General features: G+C 60.6%; 19 protein-coding genes. 8 read left to right on the forward strand and 11 right to left on the reverse strand.

Going from position 1 to position 18,188, the window contains the following annotated elements:
• Positions 1-5: 5 nt before the first annotated feature.
• From K7H22_RS00740 to K7H22_RS00750, 3 genes are all read right to left on the reverse strand, one after another.
• Positions 6-1,037: an enoyl-CoA hydratase/isomerase family protein gene (locus K7H22_RS00740; protein ID WP_230798600.1), complete on the reverse strand. Its 1,032-nt coding sequence runs from the start codon at positions 1,035-1,037 to the stop codon at positions 6-8.
• Positions 1,034-2,176 carry an acyl-CoA dehydrogenase family protein gene (locus tag K7H22_RS00745; RefSeq protein WP_230798602.1) on the reverse strand — a complete coding sequence of 381 codons (1,143 nt, stop codon included), beginning with the start codon at positions 2,174-2,176 and terminating at the stop codon, positions 1,034-1,036. The genes K7H22_RS00740 and K7H22_RS00745 overlap by 4 nt, the downstream gene beginning before the upstream one ends.
• Positions 2,177-2,355: 179 nt before the next feature.
• A complete protein-coding gene (locus tag K7H22_RS00750; RefSeq protein ID WP_230798604.1) occupies positions 2,356-3,855 on the reverse strand; it encodes a CoA-acylating methylmalonate-semialdehyde dehydrogenase in 1,500 nt (499 codons plus the stop codon).
• Between the two features lie 104 nt (positions 3,856-3,959).
• Here K7H22_RS00750 and K7H22_RS00755 point away from each other — a divergent pair, with 104 nt between their 5' ends.
• The 3 genes from K7H22_RS00755 (at position 3,960) to coaD (ending at position 5,987) form a co-directional block, all read left to right on the forward strand.
• The gene (locus tag K7H22_RS00755) at positions 3,960-4,856 is read left to right on the forward strand and encodes a LysR family transcriptional regulator (RefSeq protein WP_230798606.1); all 897 of its coding nucleotides are present in this window, start codon (positions 3,960-3,962) and stop codon (positions 4,854-4,856) included.
• A gap of 96 nt (positions 4,857-4,952) precedes the next feature.
• Positions 4,953-5,387, forward strand: coding sequence for a CBS domain-containing protein (locus tag K7H22_RS00760; protein WP_230798608.1), 435 nt, complete (start codon positions 4,953-4,955; stop codon positions 5,385-5,387).
• A gap of 90 nt (positions 5,388-5,477) precedes the next feature.
• Positions 5,478-5,987 carry a pantetheine-phosphate adenylyltransferase gene (coaD, locus tag K7H22_RS00765; RefSeq protein ID WP_230798609.1) on the forward strand — a complete coding sequence of 170 codons (510 nt, stop codon included), beginning with the start codon at positions 5,478-5,480 and terminating at the stop codon, positions 5,985-5,987.
• Here the strand turns inward: coaD and K7H22_RS00770 are convergent, their stop codons facing one another.
• The 3 genes from K7H22_RS00770 to gap all read right to left on the reverse strand — a co-directional run bounded on the left by K7H22_RS00770 (position 5,988) and on the right by gap (position 8,257).
• Positions 5,988-6,941 carry an alpha/beta fold hydrolase gene (locus K7H22_RS00770; RefSeq protein WP_230798611.1) on the reverse strand — a complete coding sequence of 318 codons (954 nt, stop codon included), beginning with the start codon at positions 6,939-6,941 and terminating at the stop codon, positions 5,988-5,990.
• 81 nt (positions 6,942-7,022) lie between these two features.
• Positions 7,023-7,166, reverse strand: coding sequence for a hypothetical protein (locus K7H22_RS00775; RefSeq protein ID WP_230798613.1), 144 nt, complete (start codon positions 7,164-7,166; stop codon positions 7,023-7,025).
• An 89-nt stretch (positions 7,167-7,255) separates the two neighbouring features.
• Positions 7,256-8,257 carry a type I glyceraldehyde-3-phosphate dehydrogenase gene (gene gap / locus K7H22_RS00780; RefSeq protein WP_230798615.1) on the reverse strand — a complete coding sequence of 334 codons (1,002 nt, stop codon included), beginning with the start codon at positions 8,255-8,257 and terminating at the stop codon, positions 7,256-7,258.
• 296 nt (positions 8,258-8,553) lie between these two features.
• Here gap and K7H22_RS00785 point away from each other — a divergent pair, with 296 nt between their 5' ends.
• Entirely contained in the window at positions 8,554-9,522 is a 969-nt protein-coding gene (locus K7H22_RS00785; RefSeq protein ID WP_230798617.1) for a DUF808 domain-containing protein, read from the forward strand.
• Between the two features lie 68 nt (positions 9,523-9,590).
• On the opposite strand, the gene tkt is transcribed toward K7H22_RS00785, so the two are convergent.
• On the reverse strand, positions 9,591-11,606 hold the full coding sequence (gene tkt / locus K7H22_RS00790; RefSeq protein WP_230798619.1) for a transketolase: 2,016 nt from the start codon (positions 11,604-11,606) through the stop codon (positions 9,591-9,593).
• Between the two features lie 215 nt (positions 11,607-11,821).
• On the opposite strand from tkt, the gene K7H22_RS00795 reads away from it, so the two are divergent.
• From K7H22_RS00795 to K7H22_RS00805, 3 genes are read left to right on the forward strand one after another with little or no spacing between them, the layout of a single operon-like run.
• Entirely contained in the window at positions 11,822-12,364 is a 543-nt protein-coding gene (locus tag K7H22_RS00795; RefSeq protein WP_230798621.1) for a hypothetical protein, read from the forward strand.
• Positions 12,364-12,756 carry a cell division protein ZapA gene (locus K7H22_RS00800; protein ID WP_230798623.1) on the forward strand — a complete coding sequence of 131 codons (393 nt, stop codon included), beginning with the start codon at positions 12,364-12,366 and terminating at the stop codon, positions 12,754-12,756. The genes K7H22_RS00795 and K7H22_RS00800 overlap by 1 nt, the downstream gene beginning before the upstream one ends.
• A gap of 3 nt (positions 12,757-12,759) precedes the next feature.
• A complete protein-coding gene (locus tag K7H22_RS00805; protein WP_230798625.1) occupies positions 12,760-12,936 on the forward strand; it encodes a hypothetical protein in 177 nt (58 codons plus the stop codon).
• A 62-nt stretch (positions 12,937-12,998) separates the two neighbouring features.
• On the opposite strand, the gene grxD is transcribed toward K7H22_RS00805, so the two are convergent.
• The 3 genes from grxD to purL all read right to left on the reverse strand — a co-directional run bounded on the left by grxD (position 12,999) and on the right by purL (position 15,926).
• Positions 12,999-13,361: a Grx4 family monothiol glutaredoxin gene (gene grxD / locus K7H22_RS00810; protein WP_230798627.1), complete on the reverse strand. Its 363-nt coding sequence runs from the start codon at positions 13,359-13,361 to the stop codon at positions 12,999-13,001.
• Positions 13,362-13,408: 47 nt separating this feature from the next.
• Complete coding sequence (locus K7H22_RS00815; RefSeq protein WP_230798629.1) at positions 13,409-13,651, reverse strand: BolA/IbaG family iron-sulfur metabolism protein; 243 nt, start codon at positions 13,649-13,651, stop codon at positions 13,409-13,411.
• A gap of 112 nt (positions 13,652-13,763) precedes the next feature.
• Positions 13,764-15,926: a phosphoribosylformylglycinamidine synthase subunit PurL gene (gene purL / locus K7H22_RS00820; protein WP_230798961.1), complete on the reverse strand. Its 2,163-nt coding sequence runs from the start codon at positions 15,924-15,926 to the stop codon at positions 13,764-13,766.
• A gap of 190 nt (positions 15,927-16,116) precedes the next feature.
• On the opposite strand from purL, the gene K7H22_RS00825 reads away from it, so the two are divergent.
• Positions 16,117-16,872, forward strand: coding sequence for a hypothetical protein (locus tag K7H22_RS00825; RefSeq protein WP_230798631.1), 756 nt, complete (start codon positions 16,117-16,119; stop codon positions 16,870-16,872).
• A 240-nt stretch (positions 16,873-17,112) separates the two neighbouring features.
• Here K7H22_RS00825 and K7H22_RS00830 read toward each other — a convergent pair whose 3' ends face one another.
• Complete coding sequence (locus tag K7H22_RS00830; RefSeq protein ID WP_230798963.1) at positions 17,113-18,018, reverse strand: LysR family transcriptional regulator; 906 nt, start codon at positions 18,016-18,018, stop codon at positions 17,113-17,115.
• Positions 18,019-18,188 lie beyond the last annotated feature (170 nt).

Consider the following 18,188-nt stretch of genomic DNA (forward strand, 5'->3'; position numbering starts at 1 on the left):
TCCTTTCAGAATGTGAGGGCATTGTCGCCAAGTGGCGCGAGCATATCCGCAACCGCCTGCGGCGGCAGGGTGTCGATCCCGTGTTTCCAGACCGGCTTGCGGTCCTTGTCGATGATAGCCGCGCGGATACCTTCAAGGAAATCACCATGTTCCATCGCGCGCCATGTGACGCGGTATTCCAGATCAAGTGCGGTGCGGATGGTGGCATCCGTCCCCCGCAACCGCGCCAGCATCTCAAGCGTGCAGGCCATGGCCAGCGGGGAATTGCGGGTCACAGCTTTTAGGACGGATGCGGCAAAATCGCTGTCATCCGCGCGCAATACCGCAAGGATATCTGCAAGGCTGTCACTGTGGAACAACCGGTCGATCAGCACGGCAGAGGCGCTTAGCGGCCCTTGCGGGGCCTCTTCGCTGGCCTGCGCGACCGCCTCGGGATCGCCGGTCCGGCAAAGGGTTGCTACCAGTTCCGGCCATGCGGCTTGCGGGATAAAATGATCGGCGAATCCCGCCGCAATCACATCGCCGTTCTCCAGCCGTGCCGCTGTCAGCCCCAGATAGGACCCCAACCGTCCCGGCGCGCGGGCCAGCAAAAGCGAGCCGCCAACATCGGGCACCAGACCGATCCCGCATTCGGGCATCGAGATGCGGCTTGTCTCTCCCACCACGCGGTGGCTGGCGTGACAACCCAGACCGACACCGCCGCCCATTGTGAAGCCCTGCATCAAGCTGACAACGGGCTTGGGGTACTCGGCCAGTTTCGCATTCACACGGTACTCGTCCGCCCAGAACCGCCGCCCAAAGGCAAAATCGCCCGCCGTCCCGCTGGCATAGAGCGCCGCGATATCGCCGCCCGCACAAAACGCCTTGTCACCCGCAGCATCCAGCAGAACCAGCGCCACGCCTTCATCATCGCGCCACGCATCCAGCGCCGCCTCGACCGCCAGCACCATGTCATAGGTCAGCGCATTAAGCGCCTGTGGCCGTGTCAGCGTGATACGGCCCGCGCGCCCCTCGACCCTGATCTCGATTTCGCTCATCTGTCTGCCAGCATCTGCCGCGCGACGATCACGCGCATGATCTCGTTGGTGCCTTCCAGAATCTCGTGGACGCGCAGATCGCGGACAAGTTTCTCGATGCCGTAATCGGCCAGATAGCCATAGCCGCCATGCAGTTGCAGGCACTGGTTCACGATACGGCTGCCCGCCTCGGTCACGAATTTCTTGGCCATGGCGCAGTATTTCGTGGCATCGGGCGCGCCGGTGTCCAGTTTCCATGCTGCCTGACGCAGGAACACGCGGGCCGCCTGCAATTCGATTTCCATATCGGCCAGCCGGAATTGCAGGCCCTGAAACTGGTCAATGGGTTTGCCGAAGGCCTTGCGCTCGCCCATATAGTTCAGTGTCAGGTCCAGCGCTGTCTGGGCAGCCCCGACCGAACAGGCCGCGATATTCAGCCGCCCGCCGTCCAGTCCCATCATCGCATAGGAAAAACCGCGCCCTTCCTCGCCCACCAGATTTTCCGCAGGCACCATGCAATCATCAAACTGCACCTGCCGCGTGGGCTGGCTGCGCCATCCCATCTTGTCCTCAAGCCCGCCGAAGCTCAGCCCTTTCGCACCATCTTCGACAACTACCGTAGACACGCCCTTGGGTCCGTCATCGCCGGTGCGGACCATCACCACATAAGCATCCGAATAGCCGCCACCCGAGATGAAAGCCTTGGTGCCGTTCAGCACATAACCCTCGTTACTGCGCGCCGCGCGTGTCTTGAGCGCCGCCGCATCCGATCCCGATCCCGGTTCTGTCAGGCAGTAGGACAGCACGGTCTCCATGCTCAGCACGCGCGGCATGAAGCGCGCTTTCAACGCGTCCGATCCGAAACTGTCCAGCATCTTGGCGCACATGTTGTGGATCGACAGGAATGCCGCAACCGAGGGGCAGGCCATGCTCAAGGCCTCGAACACCAGCGTCGCGTCCAGACGGCTCAGCCCCGCGCCGCCGCCTTCTTCCGAGACATAAAGCCCGCCGAACCCCAGCGCGCCGACCTGCGGCCACAACTCTTTCGGGATCGTGCCTGCGGCCTCCCATGTGCGGGCATGGGGCGCGATATGTTCTTGGCCGAAATCGCGCGCCATGTCGAAGATGGCGGCTTGTTCCTCGGTCAGGGCGAAATCCATGGGTGTCTCCTCCGAAACGACTGAATTGAACGCGTGTTTAATTCTGAACTGTTGCAGCAGTTTTTCAAGCGCCGCGACAGAAAAAGCCTCCCCTGCTTCTTCTTGCCGCAAATATCCGAAAACCGCATCTGCATCAGGAAAACGGCCCCCTATGACTCACACCGGGGGCCGCGTATCGGTCAATCCATCGGCTTGAAGTTGAACGCCGCGCCATCCTTGATGCCGCTCGGCCAGCGCGATGTGATGGTCTTGGTGCGCGTGTAGAACTTGAACGCATCCGGACCGTGCTGGTTCAGGTCGCCAAAGGCTGATTTCTTCCATCCGCCGAAGGTGTGATAGGCCAGCGGCACGGGGATCGGCACGTTGATCCCGATCATGCCCACGTTGATACGGTTGGCGAAATCGCGCGCGGCGTCGCCGTCGCGGGTAAAGATCGCGGTGCCGTTGCCATATTCATGGTCCATCGCCAGACCCAGCGCTTCTTCATAGCTTTGTGCGCGCACACAGGACAGAACGGGGCCGAAGATCTCTTTCTGGTAGATATCCATGTCGCGGGTCACGCGGTCGAACAGATGCGGGCCAACGAAAAAGCCGTCCTCATAGCCTTGCAGGTTGAAGTTGCGCCCGTCCACAACCAGATCAGCGCCCTGATCAATGCCGGACTGGACCAGACGCATGATGTTTTCCTTGGCTGCTGCCGTCACGACAGGGCCGTAATCCACATCTTTGCCACCCGTATAGGGGCCGACTTTCAGCGCTTCGATGCGCGGAACCAGCTTCTCGATCAAACGGTCCGCAGTTTCATCGCCAACGGGAACCGCGACCGAGATCGCCATGCAACGCTCGCCCGCTGCGCCATATCCGGCGCCGATCAGTGCGTCAGCGGCCTGGTCCATATCGGCATCGGGCATGATGATCATGTGGTTCTTGGCACCACCGAAGCACTGCACGCGCTTGCCGTTGGAACAGCCGCGACCATAGATATATTCCGCAATCGGGGTCGAGCCGACAAAGCCGACCGACTGGATCACCGGATGGTCAAGGATCGCGTCCACGGCCACCTTGTCGCCATTGACGACCTGCAGGATACCTTTGGGCAGGCCTGCTTCTTCCATCAATTCGGCCAGCATCAACGGCACGGACGGATCACGCTCGGAAGGTTTCAGGATGAAGGCGTTGCCGCAGGCAATCGCAGGGGCAAACATCCACATCGGGATCATGGCCGGAAAGTTGAAAGGCGTGATGCCCGCTGTCACACCCAGCGCCTGACGCATCGAATACATGTCGATACCGGGGCCGGCGCTGTCGGTGAATTCACCCTTCAGCAGTTGCGGTGCGCCGATGCAATATTCCACGACTTCCAGACCGCGCTGCACGTCACCGGCAGCATCGGGCAGGGTCTTGCCGTGCTCGCGGCTCAGTGCCTCGGCTAGTTTGTCCATGTCGCGGTTCAGCAGATCGACGAATTTCATCATCACCCGCGCGCGTCGCTGCGGGTTCACGGCTGCCCATGCGGGCTGCGCCTTGGCTGCGACTTCAACGGCATGGGCCAGTTCCTCGGGGCTGGCCAGCGGGCATTTCGCCTGCACTTCCCCTGTCGCGGGGTTGTAAATATCGGAAAAACGGCCCGACGTGCCTTTGACATGCGCGCCGCCGATGTAATGGGTCAATTCCTGCATGGGATAACTCCTCCTGAGATCTGGCCGCAGGATAGGCTTGCATAATTGATGTGGAAAGGGGCAAGTTTCCAAAAAGGTTTTGCATTTTTGCAAAAGGGGACAGTATGGACCTGCAATGGGATGACATGAAGATATTTCTGGCGGTGGCCCGTACGGAAAGCCTGTCTGGTGCCGGTCGCCTGCTCAAGGTCGATCCGGCCACCGTGGGCCGTCGTATCGCAAGGCTAGAAGAGGGGCTTGGCACGCCGCTTTTTGCCAAGTCTCCCCAAGGCTATGCGATGACGGATGCAGGCCAGCGGCTTATATCGCATGCAGAACGGGCCGAGGCGGCGATGGGATCGGCGGTCGAGGAACTGGCAGGGCAGGCGGGCGCGCTGTCGGGCCAGATCCGCATCGGTGCGCCGGATGGCTGCGCCAATTTCCTGTTGCCGCAGGTCTGCGCCGCCATCGTCGCCGAAAACCCCGATCTGGAAGTGCAGATCGTGGCCCTGCCGCGTGTCTTCAACCTGTCCAAGCGCGAGGCCGATATGGCCATCGGTGTCAGCCCGCCTGCCGCTGGCCGTCTGACCGTGCAGAAGATCACCGATTACAAGCTGCATCTGGCTGCCTCGCGCCGCTATCTGCGCCGCAACCCTTCGATCAAGACCCTCAATGATCTGAAGCAACACCGGATCGTCGGCTATATCCCCGATATGATTTTCGACAAGGAACTGGACTACCTGACAGGCATCGGGGTCGAGCGGGTGCAGCTAGCCTCGAACTCGGTGTCGGTGCAGTTCAACTGGATCAGGCAGGGCGGTGGCGTGGGCATCGTGCATGACTTCGCGATCCCCTCGGCCAAAGGGTTGGTCAAGATCTTGCCCAGCCAGATCAGCCTGACGCGGAGCTTCTACCTGATCCGTCACGCCGATGACCGCCGCATGGACCGTCTGAACCGTCTGGCCCTTGCGCTGGCCGAAGGGCTCAGACGCGAGGTCGCGCGTCTGGAAGCCGAGACATGACGCCCGCACAGGACGCTCTTTGCAGGGTTTTCTTGACAGCACAGCGCGGCTGATGGACGCTGGACCTATTGCACGTCCCGAGGAGGAGGAACATCAATGCTGGTACATCAGATCCTGAAGTCGAAAGGCGACCATTCGGTTGTGACCGTCACAGCCGAGACTGCCATCACCGATGCTGTGCAGATTCTGGCCGATAAGCGGATCGGCGGTGTTGTCGTTTCGCCTGACGGGGTCACGGTGGAAGGAATCTTGTCGGAACGCGATATCGTGCGATCTCTGGCGCTGCGCGGGGCAGGCTGCCTGAACGAGACCGTCGGCGATATGATGACCCGCAACCCGTCCTGCTGCGCGCGTGGCGACAGTATGGATGACGTGCTGGCCCGTATGACCGATGGCCGCTTTCGTCACATGCCGGTGACGGAAGCAGGCGCATTGGTGGGTATCGTGACGATTGGCGATGTGGTCAAGGCGCGGATCGACGAGCTTGCGATGGAGAAATCAGCTCTTGAAGGGATGATCATGGGCCACTGACGGTCTGCAGCTTTTGGGCTTGCATTCATCAGCGCAATAATATTGCGTGCGACGCAGAAACGACTGCAAGACCATAGACGGAGCCTGCCCATGCGCATCGGACTTTATCCCGGCACCTTCGATCCGATCACCTACGGGCATATGGATATCATCCGCCGCTCTGCCACGCTGGTGGACCGGTTGGTGATCGGTGTCGCCATCAACCGCGACAAGGGGCCGATGTTCTCGCTGGAAGAACGCGTCGGCATGATCGAGGCCGAGTGCAAGGCCCTGTCGGTCGAAACAGGGACCGAGATCGTCGCCCATCCGTTTGAGAACCTGCTGATCGACTGTGCCCGTGATGTCGGCGCGCAGATGATCGTGCGGGGGCTGCGCGCGGTGGCTGATTTCGAGTATGAATTCCAGATGGTCGGCATGAACCGCGTTCTCGACAGCTCGATCGAGACGGTGTTCCTGATGGCCGAAGCGCGGCATCAGGCGATTGCCAGCAAACTGGTCAAGGAAATCGCGCGGCTTGGGGGCGATGTGCATAAATTCGTACCGCCCGCCGTAAATATCGCCCTGCGCGCCAAGCTGGGGCAAACACCCAAGCCTTTGTGATTACGCGCTCTCGGCTATGGCCGCATCCGTGGCGCGAATGAACGCGGCACATGCGTCCGCGCGGGTTACAGGCAGCATATGCCCGCCCTCGATCACCTCCAGCCCGATATGTGGATACTGCGCGACCAGCGCGCGGCCATGCAGATCGGCCTCAAGAATGCGGTCCTGAGCGCCGTAGAGAATCTGCACCGGCACAGCCAGACTGCTATATTGTCCCGACATCCAGCGCAGGTCGCGCCCCGAGGCCAGATAATCCCGCGATGTATTGCGGAACGAGGCAGGCCGCAGCCCCAGCAATGCGCCACCTTTGACCGCGTAATCGTCGGGAACCGGATCGGGTCCGAAAATCTGTTCCAGCACCTGGGGTGCGCTGCGGATCGAGGCGGGGATTGCGACCAACCATGAAACCGCGAAACGCAAGGCAGGACTTTTGATATCAAGCCCACTGAACGCTTTGATCGGTCCGCTGGGTGGCTGGGTCAGTGGCGCCAGCAGCGCCAGTCCGCGGATCTGGTCGGGATGCTTCATCGCCAGACACAGCGCGATAGCGCCGCCCAGCGAATGCCCCACAACCAGCGGACGCTCCAGCCCCAGCGCCGCGATGACCTGCCTGACCGTTTCAGCCTGCGCGCGCGGATTGGCTGGCGCGTCGGGGGCACGGTCGGAATAGCCCATGCCGGGGCGGTCGATCACGATGACGCGGTTCGTGTCGGTCAACAGGGCGCTAAGGGCGAGAGTAAAGTTTCCTATCTGCCCGCCCAGACCATGCACCATAATGATCGCAGGGCCTTTGCCCTCGTCGGTATAATGGATGCGCCCTTCGGGTAGATCCAGAAACTGTCCGCGCGGCGGTATCGCCATCTCGGCTCCGCGCTTGGTATTCCACGTGAACCAGACCAGTGCCGCTGCCGCGAGCAGGATCATCAGCAACAGGGCAATCAGCAACATCTGCATGGGCAGGACCTTTCATCATGTATGGTCGCGCCACGATAGGGAACATATCATCAGGGGCAAGCCCCGATCCCCCTCAGCCGCCTAGCGCCAGAAGGCCAGCCATTCGATCAGTTCAGCCAGCTTGCGGCTCAGAAACAGCAGCCCCGCGCCATCATAGAGCACCGCATCAAGACCGAGACCGGCAACGATCAGCAGCCCAAGGCCGATGGCGATCTGGTTGGTCATGCGCGATCCTTGTAGCAGGGGTCGGAAAAAAAGAAGGCTGCGACAGCTATGCCGCAGCCCCCCCATCCGTGCAAGCCTTCACAAAAGGATCAGCCCAGCCGCCCCATCAATGCGGCAACATCCGCCATGCGGCAGGAAAAGCCCCATTCATTGTCATACCATGCCAGAACGCGCACAAGTCGCCCCCCGATGACCTTGGTCTGGTCGGGTGCAAAGATCGAACTTTCTTCGGTATGGTTGAAATCAATCGACACTTTGGGTTCCGGGTCATAGCCCAGAATCCCCTTCATCGGCCCTGTTGCAGCCTCGGCCACAATTGCGTTCACATCGGCCACGGTGACATCCTTGCCTGCCAAGAATGTCAGATCGACGGCGCTGACATTCGGCGTCGGCACGCGAATGGCTGATCCGTCCAGCTTGCCTTTCAACTCGGGCAGCACCTCGCCCAAGGCCTTGGCAGCGCCGGTCGAGGTCGGGATCATCGACATCGCCGCCGCGCGCGCGCGATAAAGGTCATTGTGCCGCCGGTCCAGCGTGGGCTGGTCGCCGGTATAGCTGTGAATTGTCGTCATAATGCCGCTCTCGATCCCGATGGCGTCATTCAGAACCTTGGCCAGCGGGGCCAGGCAGTTCGTGGTGCAAGACCCGTTCGAGATCATCACCTCATCCGCAGTCAGCGCGTCATGATTCACGCCGTAAACAACCGTCCGGTCCACATTCTTGCCGGGGGCCGATAGCAGCACCTTCTTCGCGCCGCGTTCCAGATGTTTCTTGGCCTTTGTGCCGTCATTGAAATTGCCCGTGCATTCCAGCACGACATCAACGCCCGACCAGTCCAACTCGTCCATATTATAGGTTGACATCATCTCGATCCGGCCTGCACCCAGATCCATCCAGCCCTCGCCGGTGGTAACAGGGTTCCCGAAACGGCCATGCACCGAGTCGTAGCGCACCAGATGCGCCGCAGTCTCAAGCGGTCCGGTCGCGTTCAGTTTGACCACGCGCACATCCTGCCGCGCGCTTTCGGCGATATGCATCAGGGTGCAACGACCGATGCGGCCAAATCCGTTGATACCAAGGGTGATGGTCATGGGGGTTCTCCTGCGGCTGGCTGGGTTGCGCGCGGTATAGCCAAGGGGCAGGCGGGCGGAAAGGTGAAAAGCGACCGCCCGCAGCAGGAAAGCGGGGTAAACCCACAGGAAAACAGCATGTTAGCGCAAACTTTTTGGCAAGCACCTGATCTGTCCCCGATGATGGCGCTAACGCCGCGCGCCCGCTAGTGTGAATACGCCGTGGACATGTCGCCGTGGGAAGGCGGCTTGCCAAGGGCGCATGTCTTGCTAGTGTCGGAGCCACCCGCGTCGCGGGCAAAGTAGCGGAGTGGACGATGAGCGGATTGCTGGCCCTGTTGGACGATGTGGCGGCAATCGCCAAGGTGGCTGCGGCCTCGGTCGATGATGTGATCGGACAGGCGGCCAAGGCGGGGGCCAAGGCGGCAGGGGCCGCCATCGACGATGCCGCCGTGACGCCGAAATATGTCCACGGGTTCGAACCTGCGCGGGAATTGCCCATCGTCTGGCGCATCGCGCGCGGGTCGCTGAAAAACAAGATGCTGATCCTGCTGCCGGCAGCCTTGGCTCTGTCGGCTTTTGCGCCCGTCCTGATCACGCCCTTGCTGATGCTGGGCGGGGCCTATTTGTGCTTCGAGGGGGCAGAAAAAGTGGCCCATGTCCTGTTTCCCCATGCCGATGAGCATGTCGCCAAGGATCTGGATGTCGGTGATCCGCTGCATCTTGAGGAAAAGCGCGTCGCAGGCGCGATCAAGACCGATTTCATCCTGTCAGCCGAGATTATGACAATTGCTTTGGCGGCCATCCCCGCAGGGTCATTCCTGATGGAGGCAGCGACGCTTGCCGTGGTCGGGATCGGGATCACGGTCATTGTCTATGGCGGTGTGGCCCTGATCGTGAAGGCAGATGATGCCGGACTTTATATGGCGAAGCATGGCTATCTTGGCCTGACCCGCGTGATTGGTCGCACTGTCGTGCGGGGTATGCCGGGTTTTCTGAAACTGCTGACCACGGTCGGCACAGCCGCGATGCTCTGGGTTGGTGGGTCGATCATCGTGCACGGGCTGCAGGTGTTGGGTTTTGCGGCACCGGCCCATTTTGTCCATGACGTCGCCGCCGCAATGGGCGCGATTCTGCCGCAGGCTAGCGGGGCGGTCACCTGGACAGCCACGGCCGCGATGGACGGTGTGTTCGGTCTGGCGCTGGGGCTGTTGCTGATCCCGCTGGTCACGCGGGTGATTGCCCCGCTCTGGTCCAGCGTCACAGGAAAAGGCCGCCCCGACTGATCGCGGGACGGCCCTGTTGCATCTTGCCAAAATACTCCTATCCGTCCTGTGCCGGATACGCGGTCTTGTCAGAGCAGCGCTTTGACCTTGTCGGCTACTGCCTGCGCTGTGATGCCGAATTGCTCGTAAAGCACTTCGGCAGGGGCGGAAGCGCCGAAATCATGCATCCCGACAAAGCCTGATTTTTCGCGCTTGCCGCCCTGTCCGAATAGCCAGCGGTCCCAGCCAAAGCGGACGGCCGCCTCGACCGCGACACGCACGGGGCCGCTTGGCAGCACACGGCGGCGATAGGTTTCGTCCTGTTCCTCGAACAGCTCCCAGCAGGGCATGGACACAACCCGTGTCCCGATGCCGTCGGCCTCAAGCAGGTCGCGTGCCGCCATCGCGATCTCGACCTCGGAACCTGTCGCCAGCAGGATCGCCTGCCGCTTGCCGGTCGCATCCGCCAGAACATAAGCGCCCTGTGCTGTCAGGTTCTTGGATTTATGCGCGGTCCGCAGCGTTTTCAGGTTCTGACGTGTCAACGACATGACCGAAGGTGTCTGCTTCGAGGTCAGCGCAAGCTCCCATGCCTCGGCGGTTTCCACCGTGTCACAGGGGCGGAACACCATTGTATTGGGCGTGGCACGGCTGATCGCCAGATGCTCGACTGGCTGGTGGGTCGGGCCATCCTCGCCCAGACCGATACTGTCATGCGTCATCACGAAAACGGTCGGGATCCTCATCAAGGCGGCCAAACGCATCGCGGGGCGGGCGTAATCGGTAAAGCACATGAAGGTGCCACCATAGGGCCGGATGCCACCATGCAGCGCCATGCCGTTCATCGCCGCAGCCATGCCGTGCTCGCGGATGCCCCAATAGACATAGCGTCCCTTGCGGTTATCGGTGTCGAACACGCCCAGATCACCGGTCTTGGTATTGTTCGATCCGGTCAGGTCAGCCGAACCACCCACGGTTTCGCCCAGCACGGGGTTGATCACTTCCAGCACCATCTCGGATGATTTGCGTGTCGCAACCGAGGGCGCTGTTTCGCTGATCTGTTTCTTCAGCGCGCGGATCACGGCGGACAGACGGGCAGGGACCTCGCGCGCATAGGCACGGTTGAATTCGTCCTGCTTTTTGCTGTTGAGTGCGGCAAAGCGAGCGTCCCAGGATGCACGATCCGCAGCCCCGCGCTGGCCGATCGCTTCCCAGCCCTGCTTGATCGCGTCGGGCACCTCGAACGGTCCGCTGGTCCAGCCATAGGCGGCTTTTGTGTCCTCGATCAGCTTGGGATCGGTCAGAGCACCATGTCCCTTCGAGGTGTCCTGCGCGGATGATCCCAGCGCGATATGCGTCTTGCAGGCGATCATCGAAGGTGTGGCGGTCTTCTTGGCCGCCGTGATGGCCGCGTCAATCGCCACAGGATCATGCCCGTCGATTTCCTGCACGTCCCAACCCGAGGCGCGGAAACGTGCCACCTGATCGGTGCGATCCGACAGCGAGACTTTGCCGTCAATCGTGATGTCGTTATTGTCCCAGAACACGACCAGCTTGGACAGCGCATGCCGCCCAGCGATACCGATCGCCTCCTGGCTGATGCCTTCCATCAGGCAGCCGTCGCCCGCGATCACGTAAGTATAGTGATCCACGACCTTGGCACCATAGCGCGCGCGCTGGATTTCTTCGGCCATCGCGAAACCCACGGCATTGGCGATGCCCTGTCCCAGCGGGCCTGTCGTGGTCTCGATCCCCGTGGCGTGGCCATATTCGGGATGGCCTGCGGTTTTGGCACCCCACTGGCGGAAGTTGCGGATCTGGTCCAGCGTCATATCGGCATAGCCCGTCAGATGCAGCAGCGCATAAAGCAGCATGGATCCGTGGCCCGCCGACAGGATAAAACGGTCGCGATCCGGCCAATGTGGGGCAGAGGCGTCGAATTTCAGATGTTTCTCGAAAAGAACCGTGGCCACATCGGCCATGCCCATCGGCATGCCGGAATGGCCGGAATTGGCGGCGTGGACCGCATCCAGCGTCAAGGTGCGGATGGCGGCGGCGCGCGCCCAATGGTCAGGATGGGCGGTTCGCAGGGCGGTAATGTCCAAGGGATCGGTCCTTCGTCTGGCGATATGACAGGATGGCTTGACGGGCTTGATAGCAGCCTGCCGCGCAAGTTCAAGCGCAGGCTGTAACCCATTGGTGGCAAAGGGGGCGCATTTTGAATAACCATTGGGTAAAGTTTCACCGTGGCACGGGGGCGATGATTCGCGCCCGCATCTGCCAGCCTTTGGTGAACGCAAACCGTGTGAAAGGTGGGCCCATGAACGATATCGCCGAACTGGAGCGCAGGATCGCCTATGCGATGGAACGCATCGCCAAGGGTGTCGAAGCATTGGACAAAGCTGCCCCGCCTGCGCAAGCGCAGGTCCCTGCGGGGGAACAGGGCGGCCATGATGATGAACTGGCCCAACTGCGCGCCCAATTGACCGAAGAGCGTCTGGCCAATGCCCAGCTTGAGGAACGCCTGCGGGTGCTGAAGCAAAAGCAGCAGGTGCAGGCCGAGCGGAGCGAGGCAGAAATGGCCGGGACTCGCAGCGCCTTGACACAACTCGACGCCGAGCTGTCGCGCCTGCGTCGTGCAAACGAGCAGCTTGAGGCCAGCAACAGCGCCCTGCGGAAAGCCAATGAGTCCGGCGTGGGAGAGCCGCATCTGATCAACAAATCCATGATGGCCGAACTGGAATCCCTGCGTGCCGCGCGTCAGACGGATATCGCCGAGGTCGAGGCGATCAAGAACGCCTTGTCGCCCTTGCTGAAGGATGCCGCCGACGCGCAAGCGACCAAACAAGAGGAGGCGAACTGATGCCCGAAGTCGAGATCAAAATCGGTGGCCGCGCCTTCGAGGTCTTCTGTCAAGATGGCGAAGAGCATTACCTGCATTCGGCTGCAAGGATGCTGGATACCGAAGCCTCGGTTCTGGCGGGCCAGATCGGGCGCCTGCCGGAAGCACGTATGCTGTTGATGGCAGGGCTGATGCTGGCCGACAAGACTGCAGGGCTTGAGGACAAGCTGCGCGAGCTTGAGACCAGACTGGTCGACAAGGATGCCGAACTGGCCCGCATGGCCGCACGCCCCGCACCCGAGCCGCAAAAGATCGAAGTGGCCGTGATCCCGCCGGAACTGACCGAAAGCCTGTCGGAACTCGCCGCCCGCGCAGAATCGCTGGCCGATGCGGTCGAAGACAAGCTGGGTTAGGGCTTGCTGCGGCAGCTCGAAACCCCGCTGCGTGAGCGCCAGCGCGAGCCCGTCGGTGATCAGGGCTTTGTCCAGAACATCGGCTTTACAGCTACCGAAGTAGCGCGCGCCATCGCCCTTGCGATTTGCGGATTGCCACTTGAAAGCAGATATGCCTCAGGTGCCTTTGTCATCCGGTGATGGCGACAGAAGAAAAAGGCCCCGCAGTGGGGGCCTTTCGCTTTCAGGGTATCAGTGACGGATCAGGCGTTGGCTTCGCGGATCTTTTCGGCGGCGTCCTTGTCATATGTGATGCCGTTTGTCTCGAACAACTGGTCCAGTTCGCCCGACAACGTCATCTCGGTCACGATATCGCAACCGCCGACAAACTCGCCTTTGACGTAAAGCTGCGGGATGGTGGGCCAGTCGGAATAATCCTTGATCCCCTGACGGATATCGGCATCCGCCAGCACGTTCACATCCGCAAAATTCACGCCCATGTAATTCAGAACACCGGCAACGCGGCTGGAAAAACCGCATTGCGGCATGTCCTTGGTGCCCTTCATGAACAGCACAACATCGTTGGCGGTCACGGTCTGCTTGATCTGGTCGGTAGCATCGGTCATCTGGTTCGTCCTTGATCAGGGGGAGGGGTCGCCCTCCCGAAAAGGTGTCAGTCGGGGGCTTTGGTCGTCAGGGCCAGTGCATGCAACTGGCCGTTCGCGCCATCCATCTTGCCTTTCAGCGTGGCATAGACGGCGCGCTGTTGCTGGACGCGGTTCATCCCCTTGAACGAGGCGTCAATCACCTCGGCAGCGTAATGGTTTCCGTCGCCCGCCAGATCGGTGACCGTGATCTTGGCCTGCGGAAAGCCCGCGCGGATCAGGTCTTCGATTTCCTGTGCTTCGATCGCCATGCGGCTTCTCCTGTTGTCTTCTGTAAGATTTAGGCCTTTGCAGGTCGCGCTGCAAGGGTTGGTGGCAAGGGGCGGCCCGCGCGCGACGGGCAGCCAACCGCGCGCCCTTCAGTCAGCCGAGTGCCGTTTCGAATGCGCCGCGATAGAGCGCGGAAAGCTCAACCAACGGGGCCTCCGACCCTCCGAAACGGACGGTGCTGCCGCCGAATTTTCCAACCGTGCGGATACTGACGCCAGCCTTGCCCGCCGCGATCATCAGCGCTTCGGCCGAGTCGAAATTGCACGCAATCAGATAGCGCGCCTGATCCTCGCCGAACAGGGCAGGGGTGTCGGCATCGTCAATTTGAACACCGACTCCTGCGGCCTCGGCCATCTCGAAGGCGGCCATGGCCAGACCGCCATCGGACAGATCGGTGCAGGCACGGATCAGTGTGTGATTGTCGCGGATGAAATCGCCGTTCTGGCGCTCGGTCTCAAGATCGACAGGCGGCGCATCGCCTTCCTCGCGGTTGAATACCTCGGCCAGCAGGGCGGATTGCCCCAGATGGCCGTGGGTCTCACCGACCAGTATGGCCAGATGCCCGTCGCGCGCCTGTCCGGTGATTGCCTGCTCGACATGCGGGATCAAGCCAACGGCGCAGATCGTGGGCGTGGGCAGGATGCCCTTGCCATCGGTCTCGTTGTAAAGGCTGACATTGCCCGACACGATCGGCATATTCAGCGCGGCGACAGCCGCACCGATGCCTTTGATCGCACCCACGAATTGCCCCATGATCTGTGGCTTTTCGGGATTGCCGAAATTCAGGTTGTCGGTCGTGGCCAGCGGTTTCGCGCCCACGGCTGTCAGGTTGCGATAGGTTTCGGCAACAGCCTGTTTGCCACCCTCGAACGGGTTGGCGAACACATAGCGCGGAGTCACATCCGAGGTGAAGGCCAGCAGCTTGTCGGTCCCGTGCACACGGATGATTCCCGCACCAAGGCCCGGTGTCTGCAAGGTATCCGCCATGACCTGACTGTCATATTGCTCGTAAACCCATTGCTTGGCCGCATAATTCGGGCTGCCGATCAGTGCGCGCAATCCGTCGATCGGATCAATTCCCGGCACATCGCCCAAAGGTTCCGCGGCAGGAGTCTCGATCCAGGGGCGGTCATATTCCGGCGCATTGCCAGACAGCGCCTTGAGCGGCAGATCGGCCTTGCAGACATTGTGATGCATGATCACAAAACGGTCTTCGGCGATGGTTTCGCCCACAATCGCGAAATCCAGATCCCATTTGTCGAAAACGGCCTTGGCCTCGGCCTCTTTTTCGGGGCGCAGAACCATCAGCATGCGTTCTTGTGATTCCGACAGCATCATCTCGTAGGCGGTCATGCCGGTTTCGCGGCACGGCACTTTCTCCAGATCCAGACGCACACCCAGATCGCCCTTGTCGCCCATCTCGACCGCCGAACAGGTCAGGCCGGCTGCGCCCATATCCTGAATGGAAATCACGGCACCTGTCTGCATCAACTCCATACAGGCTTCCATCAGGCGCTTTTCGGTGAAGGGATCACCCACCTGCACCGTAGGGCGCTTTTCTTCGATGGAATCGTCAAACTCGGCGCTGGCCATGGTCGCGCCGCCAACACCGTCACGGCCTGTCTTGGCACCCAGATAGACCACAGGCATGCCCACGCCGGAGGCGGCGGAATAGAAAATCTTGTCGGCATCTGCCAGACCGGCGGCAAAGGCGTTGACCAGACAGTTGCCGTTATAGGCAGGATGGAACCGCACCTCGCCGCCCACGGTCGGCACACCGAAGGCATTGCCGTAACCGCCGATTCCCTCGACCACGCCATGCACCAGCTGGCGCGTTTTCGGATGGTCCACAGCCCCGAAAGACAGCGAGTTCATCGCCGCGATGGGCCGCGCGCCCATTGTAAAGACGTCGCGCAGAATGCCGCCCACGCCGGTCGCAGCCCCCTGATAAGGCTCGATATACGAAGGGTGGTTATGGCTTTCCATCTTGAACACCACGGCCTGCCCGTCACCGATATCCACCACACCGGCATTCTCGCCGGGGCCACAAATCACCTGCGGGCCTGTCGTGGGCAGGGTGCGGAGCCATTTCTTCGAAGATTTGTAGGAACAGTGTTCATTCCACATGGCCGAGAAGATGCCCAACTCGGTAAATGTCGGTTCGCGTCCGATGATATCAAGGATGCGCTGGTATTCGTCGGGCTTGAGGCCATGTGCCGCGATCAGTTCAGGCGTAATGGCCGGTTCTTGTACCATGTCTTGCATGTCGTTCGTCCCCCTGGGCAGGTCTGCGAGGTCTCTTTACGACAAGGCCGCAGGCGGGGAAAGGGGCAGGGCGGCGATCCGGGCGTTGCTGCGGATGCAAAAAACTGTCGCCATCACGGTAAACTGTCCTAACTCTGGCATGTGCCGGCGCTCTGCCGGGCGGTAATGGCAGAGGCGACAGATGACGGTAGTAACAATCCTGGGCAGCGGGCCCAATGTGATCAGTTCACAAGACTGGAAAAAATCCGGTCTGGGGCATGTTCTAACCATCAACAATGCTTGGCGGGTGCGCTCTGATTGGGACGCGTTGATCCATCCCGAGGATTTTCCGCAAGACCGCAGACCTGTGGAGATTGCCACGGGGCAAACTGTTGTGACCGCCGCCGACTATATCCCCGCCAATAATGCCTATGGCGGGGTAGTCTATGCAGGCGGCACGATGGCCTTTACCGCCGCCTATTGGGCGATGTGGCGGCACCGCCCCCGCGTTCTGGCTGTCATGGGCTGCGACATGGTCTATCCCGTGGCGGTCAACACGCATTTCTATGGCACCGGCACTGCCGACCCGCTACGCCCCGACATGACCCTGCAGAGCCTTGAAGCCAAGTCGGCGCGCATCCTGTTGCTGGCCGCCAGACAGGGCTGCGCTGTGGTGAACCTGTCTGTGGATCAAAGCCGGCTGGTCTTTCCGCGCGCCAAGGTGGACCGGCCCGCGCATGTTCATACGATCTGCATCGACGAGAACGCTGTGCGGGCCGCGTTGCAAGCTGAGCAGGACTTGGGTGCTCGCATTCCGTCTGGCCGCTACTGGGCAGAAGGACAGACGATTGATCCCGCCGCATTGGCGCGGATTGATGCAATGTGGTTGCAGGCCCATGACAGCAGCCTTGCGATGGCAGTGCGACTGATGAAGGCGACACATCGCCACCGACTCTAGGCGAACAACGAGCCAGGGCCGATCTTGTCCGCGCAAATGCCCGCAGGCCCCCTTTTTTTGAAAAAAAAGGCCGAGCACTAAGCTCGGCCAAAGTCCAACAGGGAGGTATGATGGTGATGCGAACCTAATCAGCATCACCGTCAATTGCCCAATTAGGCATCCGTTTATGTACGATCAAGACAAAACATGTCGCAATACAGCAAGGCCGCTATGCACACTCTGCATAGCTTTCTTGTCTTGTTAAGTAAGTTCCTGATCTTTCATCTGTTTGCGATAACTGATGATCTCTTCCTGCACGAAATCGCGGAAGGCCCCGACGCGTTTTGACTGCCGCAATTCTTCCGGATAGGCCAGAAACACAGGCACATCTACCGATTCAATATCAGGCAGGATTCGCACCAACTCTGGAAAGTCATGTGTCAGGTAATCCGGCAGCACGCCGATCCCCAGATCATGCAACACGGCTTGCAGCACACCGAAGTAGTTGTTCACCGTCAGGGTCGAGCGGATATCATGCGTCATCAGGTACTGCACCAGATTGGCACCCGCCCCGACCTGCGCCGATTGCGGGTTCTGGCAGATTAGGCGGTGACCGGCGATATCCTCGATCCGTTCGGGTGCTGCATTCTGCGCCAGATAAGAAGGAGAGGCGTAAAGCCGCATACGGATATGCATGAGCCGCTTGCGGATCAGGTCCGCCTGACTGGGCTCTTTCATGCGGATGGCTACATCAGCCTCGCGCATGGGCAAATCCAGCACCCGTTCTTCCAGCATCAGGTCAATCTTGATGTCGGGATATTTCTTGTAAAGCGCAGGCAGGCGCGGTGCCAGCCATAGGCTGCCAAAGCCCGTTGTCGTCGTGACGCGCAATTCGCCAAAGACTTCTTCCTCGCTATCGCGGATGCGCGCCGAGGCGGTTTCCAACCGCTTGCTCATTGCGCTTGTCGCATCGAACAGCAACTCGCCTTGTTCGGTCAGAATCAGTCCGCGGGCATGGCGGTGGAAAAGCGTTGTGTTCAAGCTTTCTTCCAGCGCGCGGATCTGCCTGCTGACCGCAGATTGCGACAGATGTAATGTATCTCCCGCATGTGTGAGGCTGCCCGCATCGGCGACGGCATGAAATATTCTAAGTTTGTCCCAATCCATCATCGCAATTTTCCGTCTTCCTGTGACGCCTGTGTGAAACAGGTGCAAATCCCTGCCTGTCTGTTAGCGCCCACATCGTCTATATCCTATTGGTCAAATAAAAAATAGCTTGGTAGGTCATAATTTGTGACCTAATGTTGGGTTATAGTTAAGATCTATATCGTTCAGAT

Origin of the sequence: Seohaeicola saemankumensis (assembly GCF_021021435.1) — a bacterium.
Lineage (GTDB): Bacteria > Pseudomonadota > Alphaproteobacteria > Rhodobacterales > Rhodobacteraceae > Seohaeicola.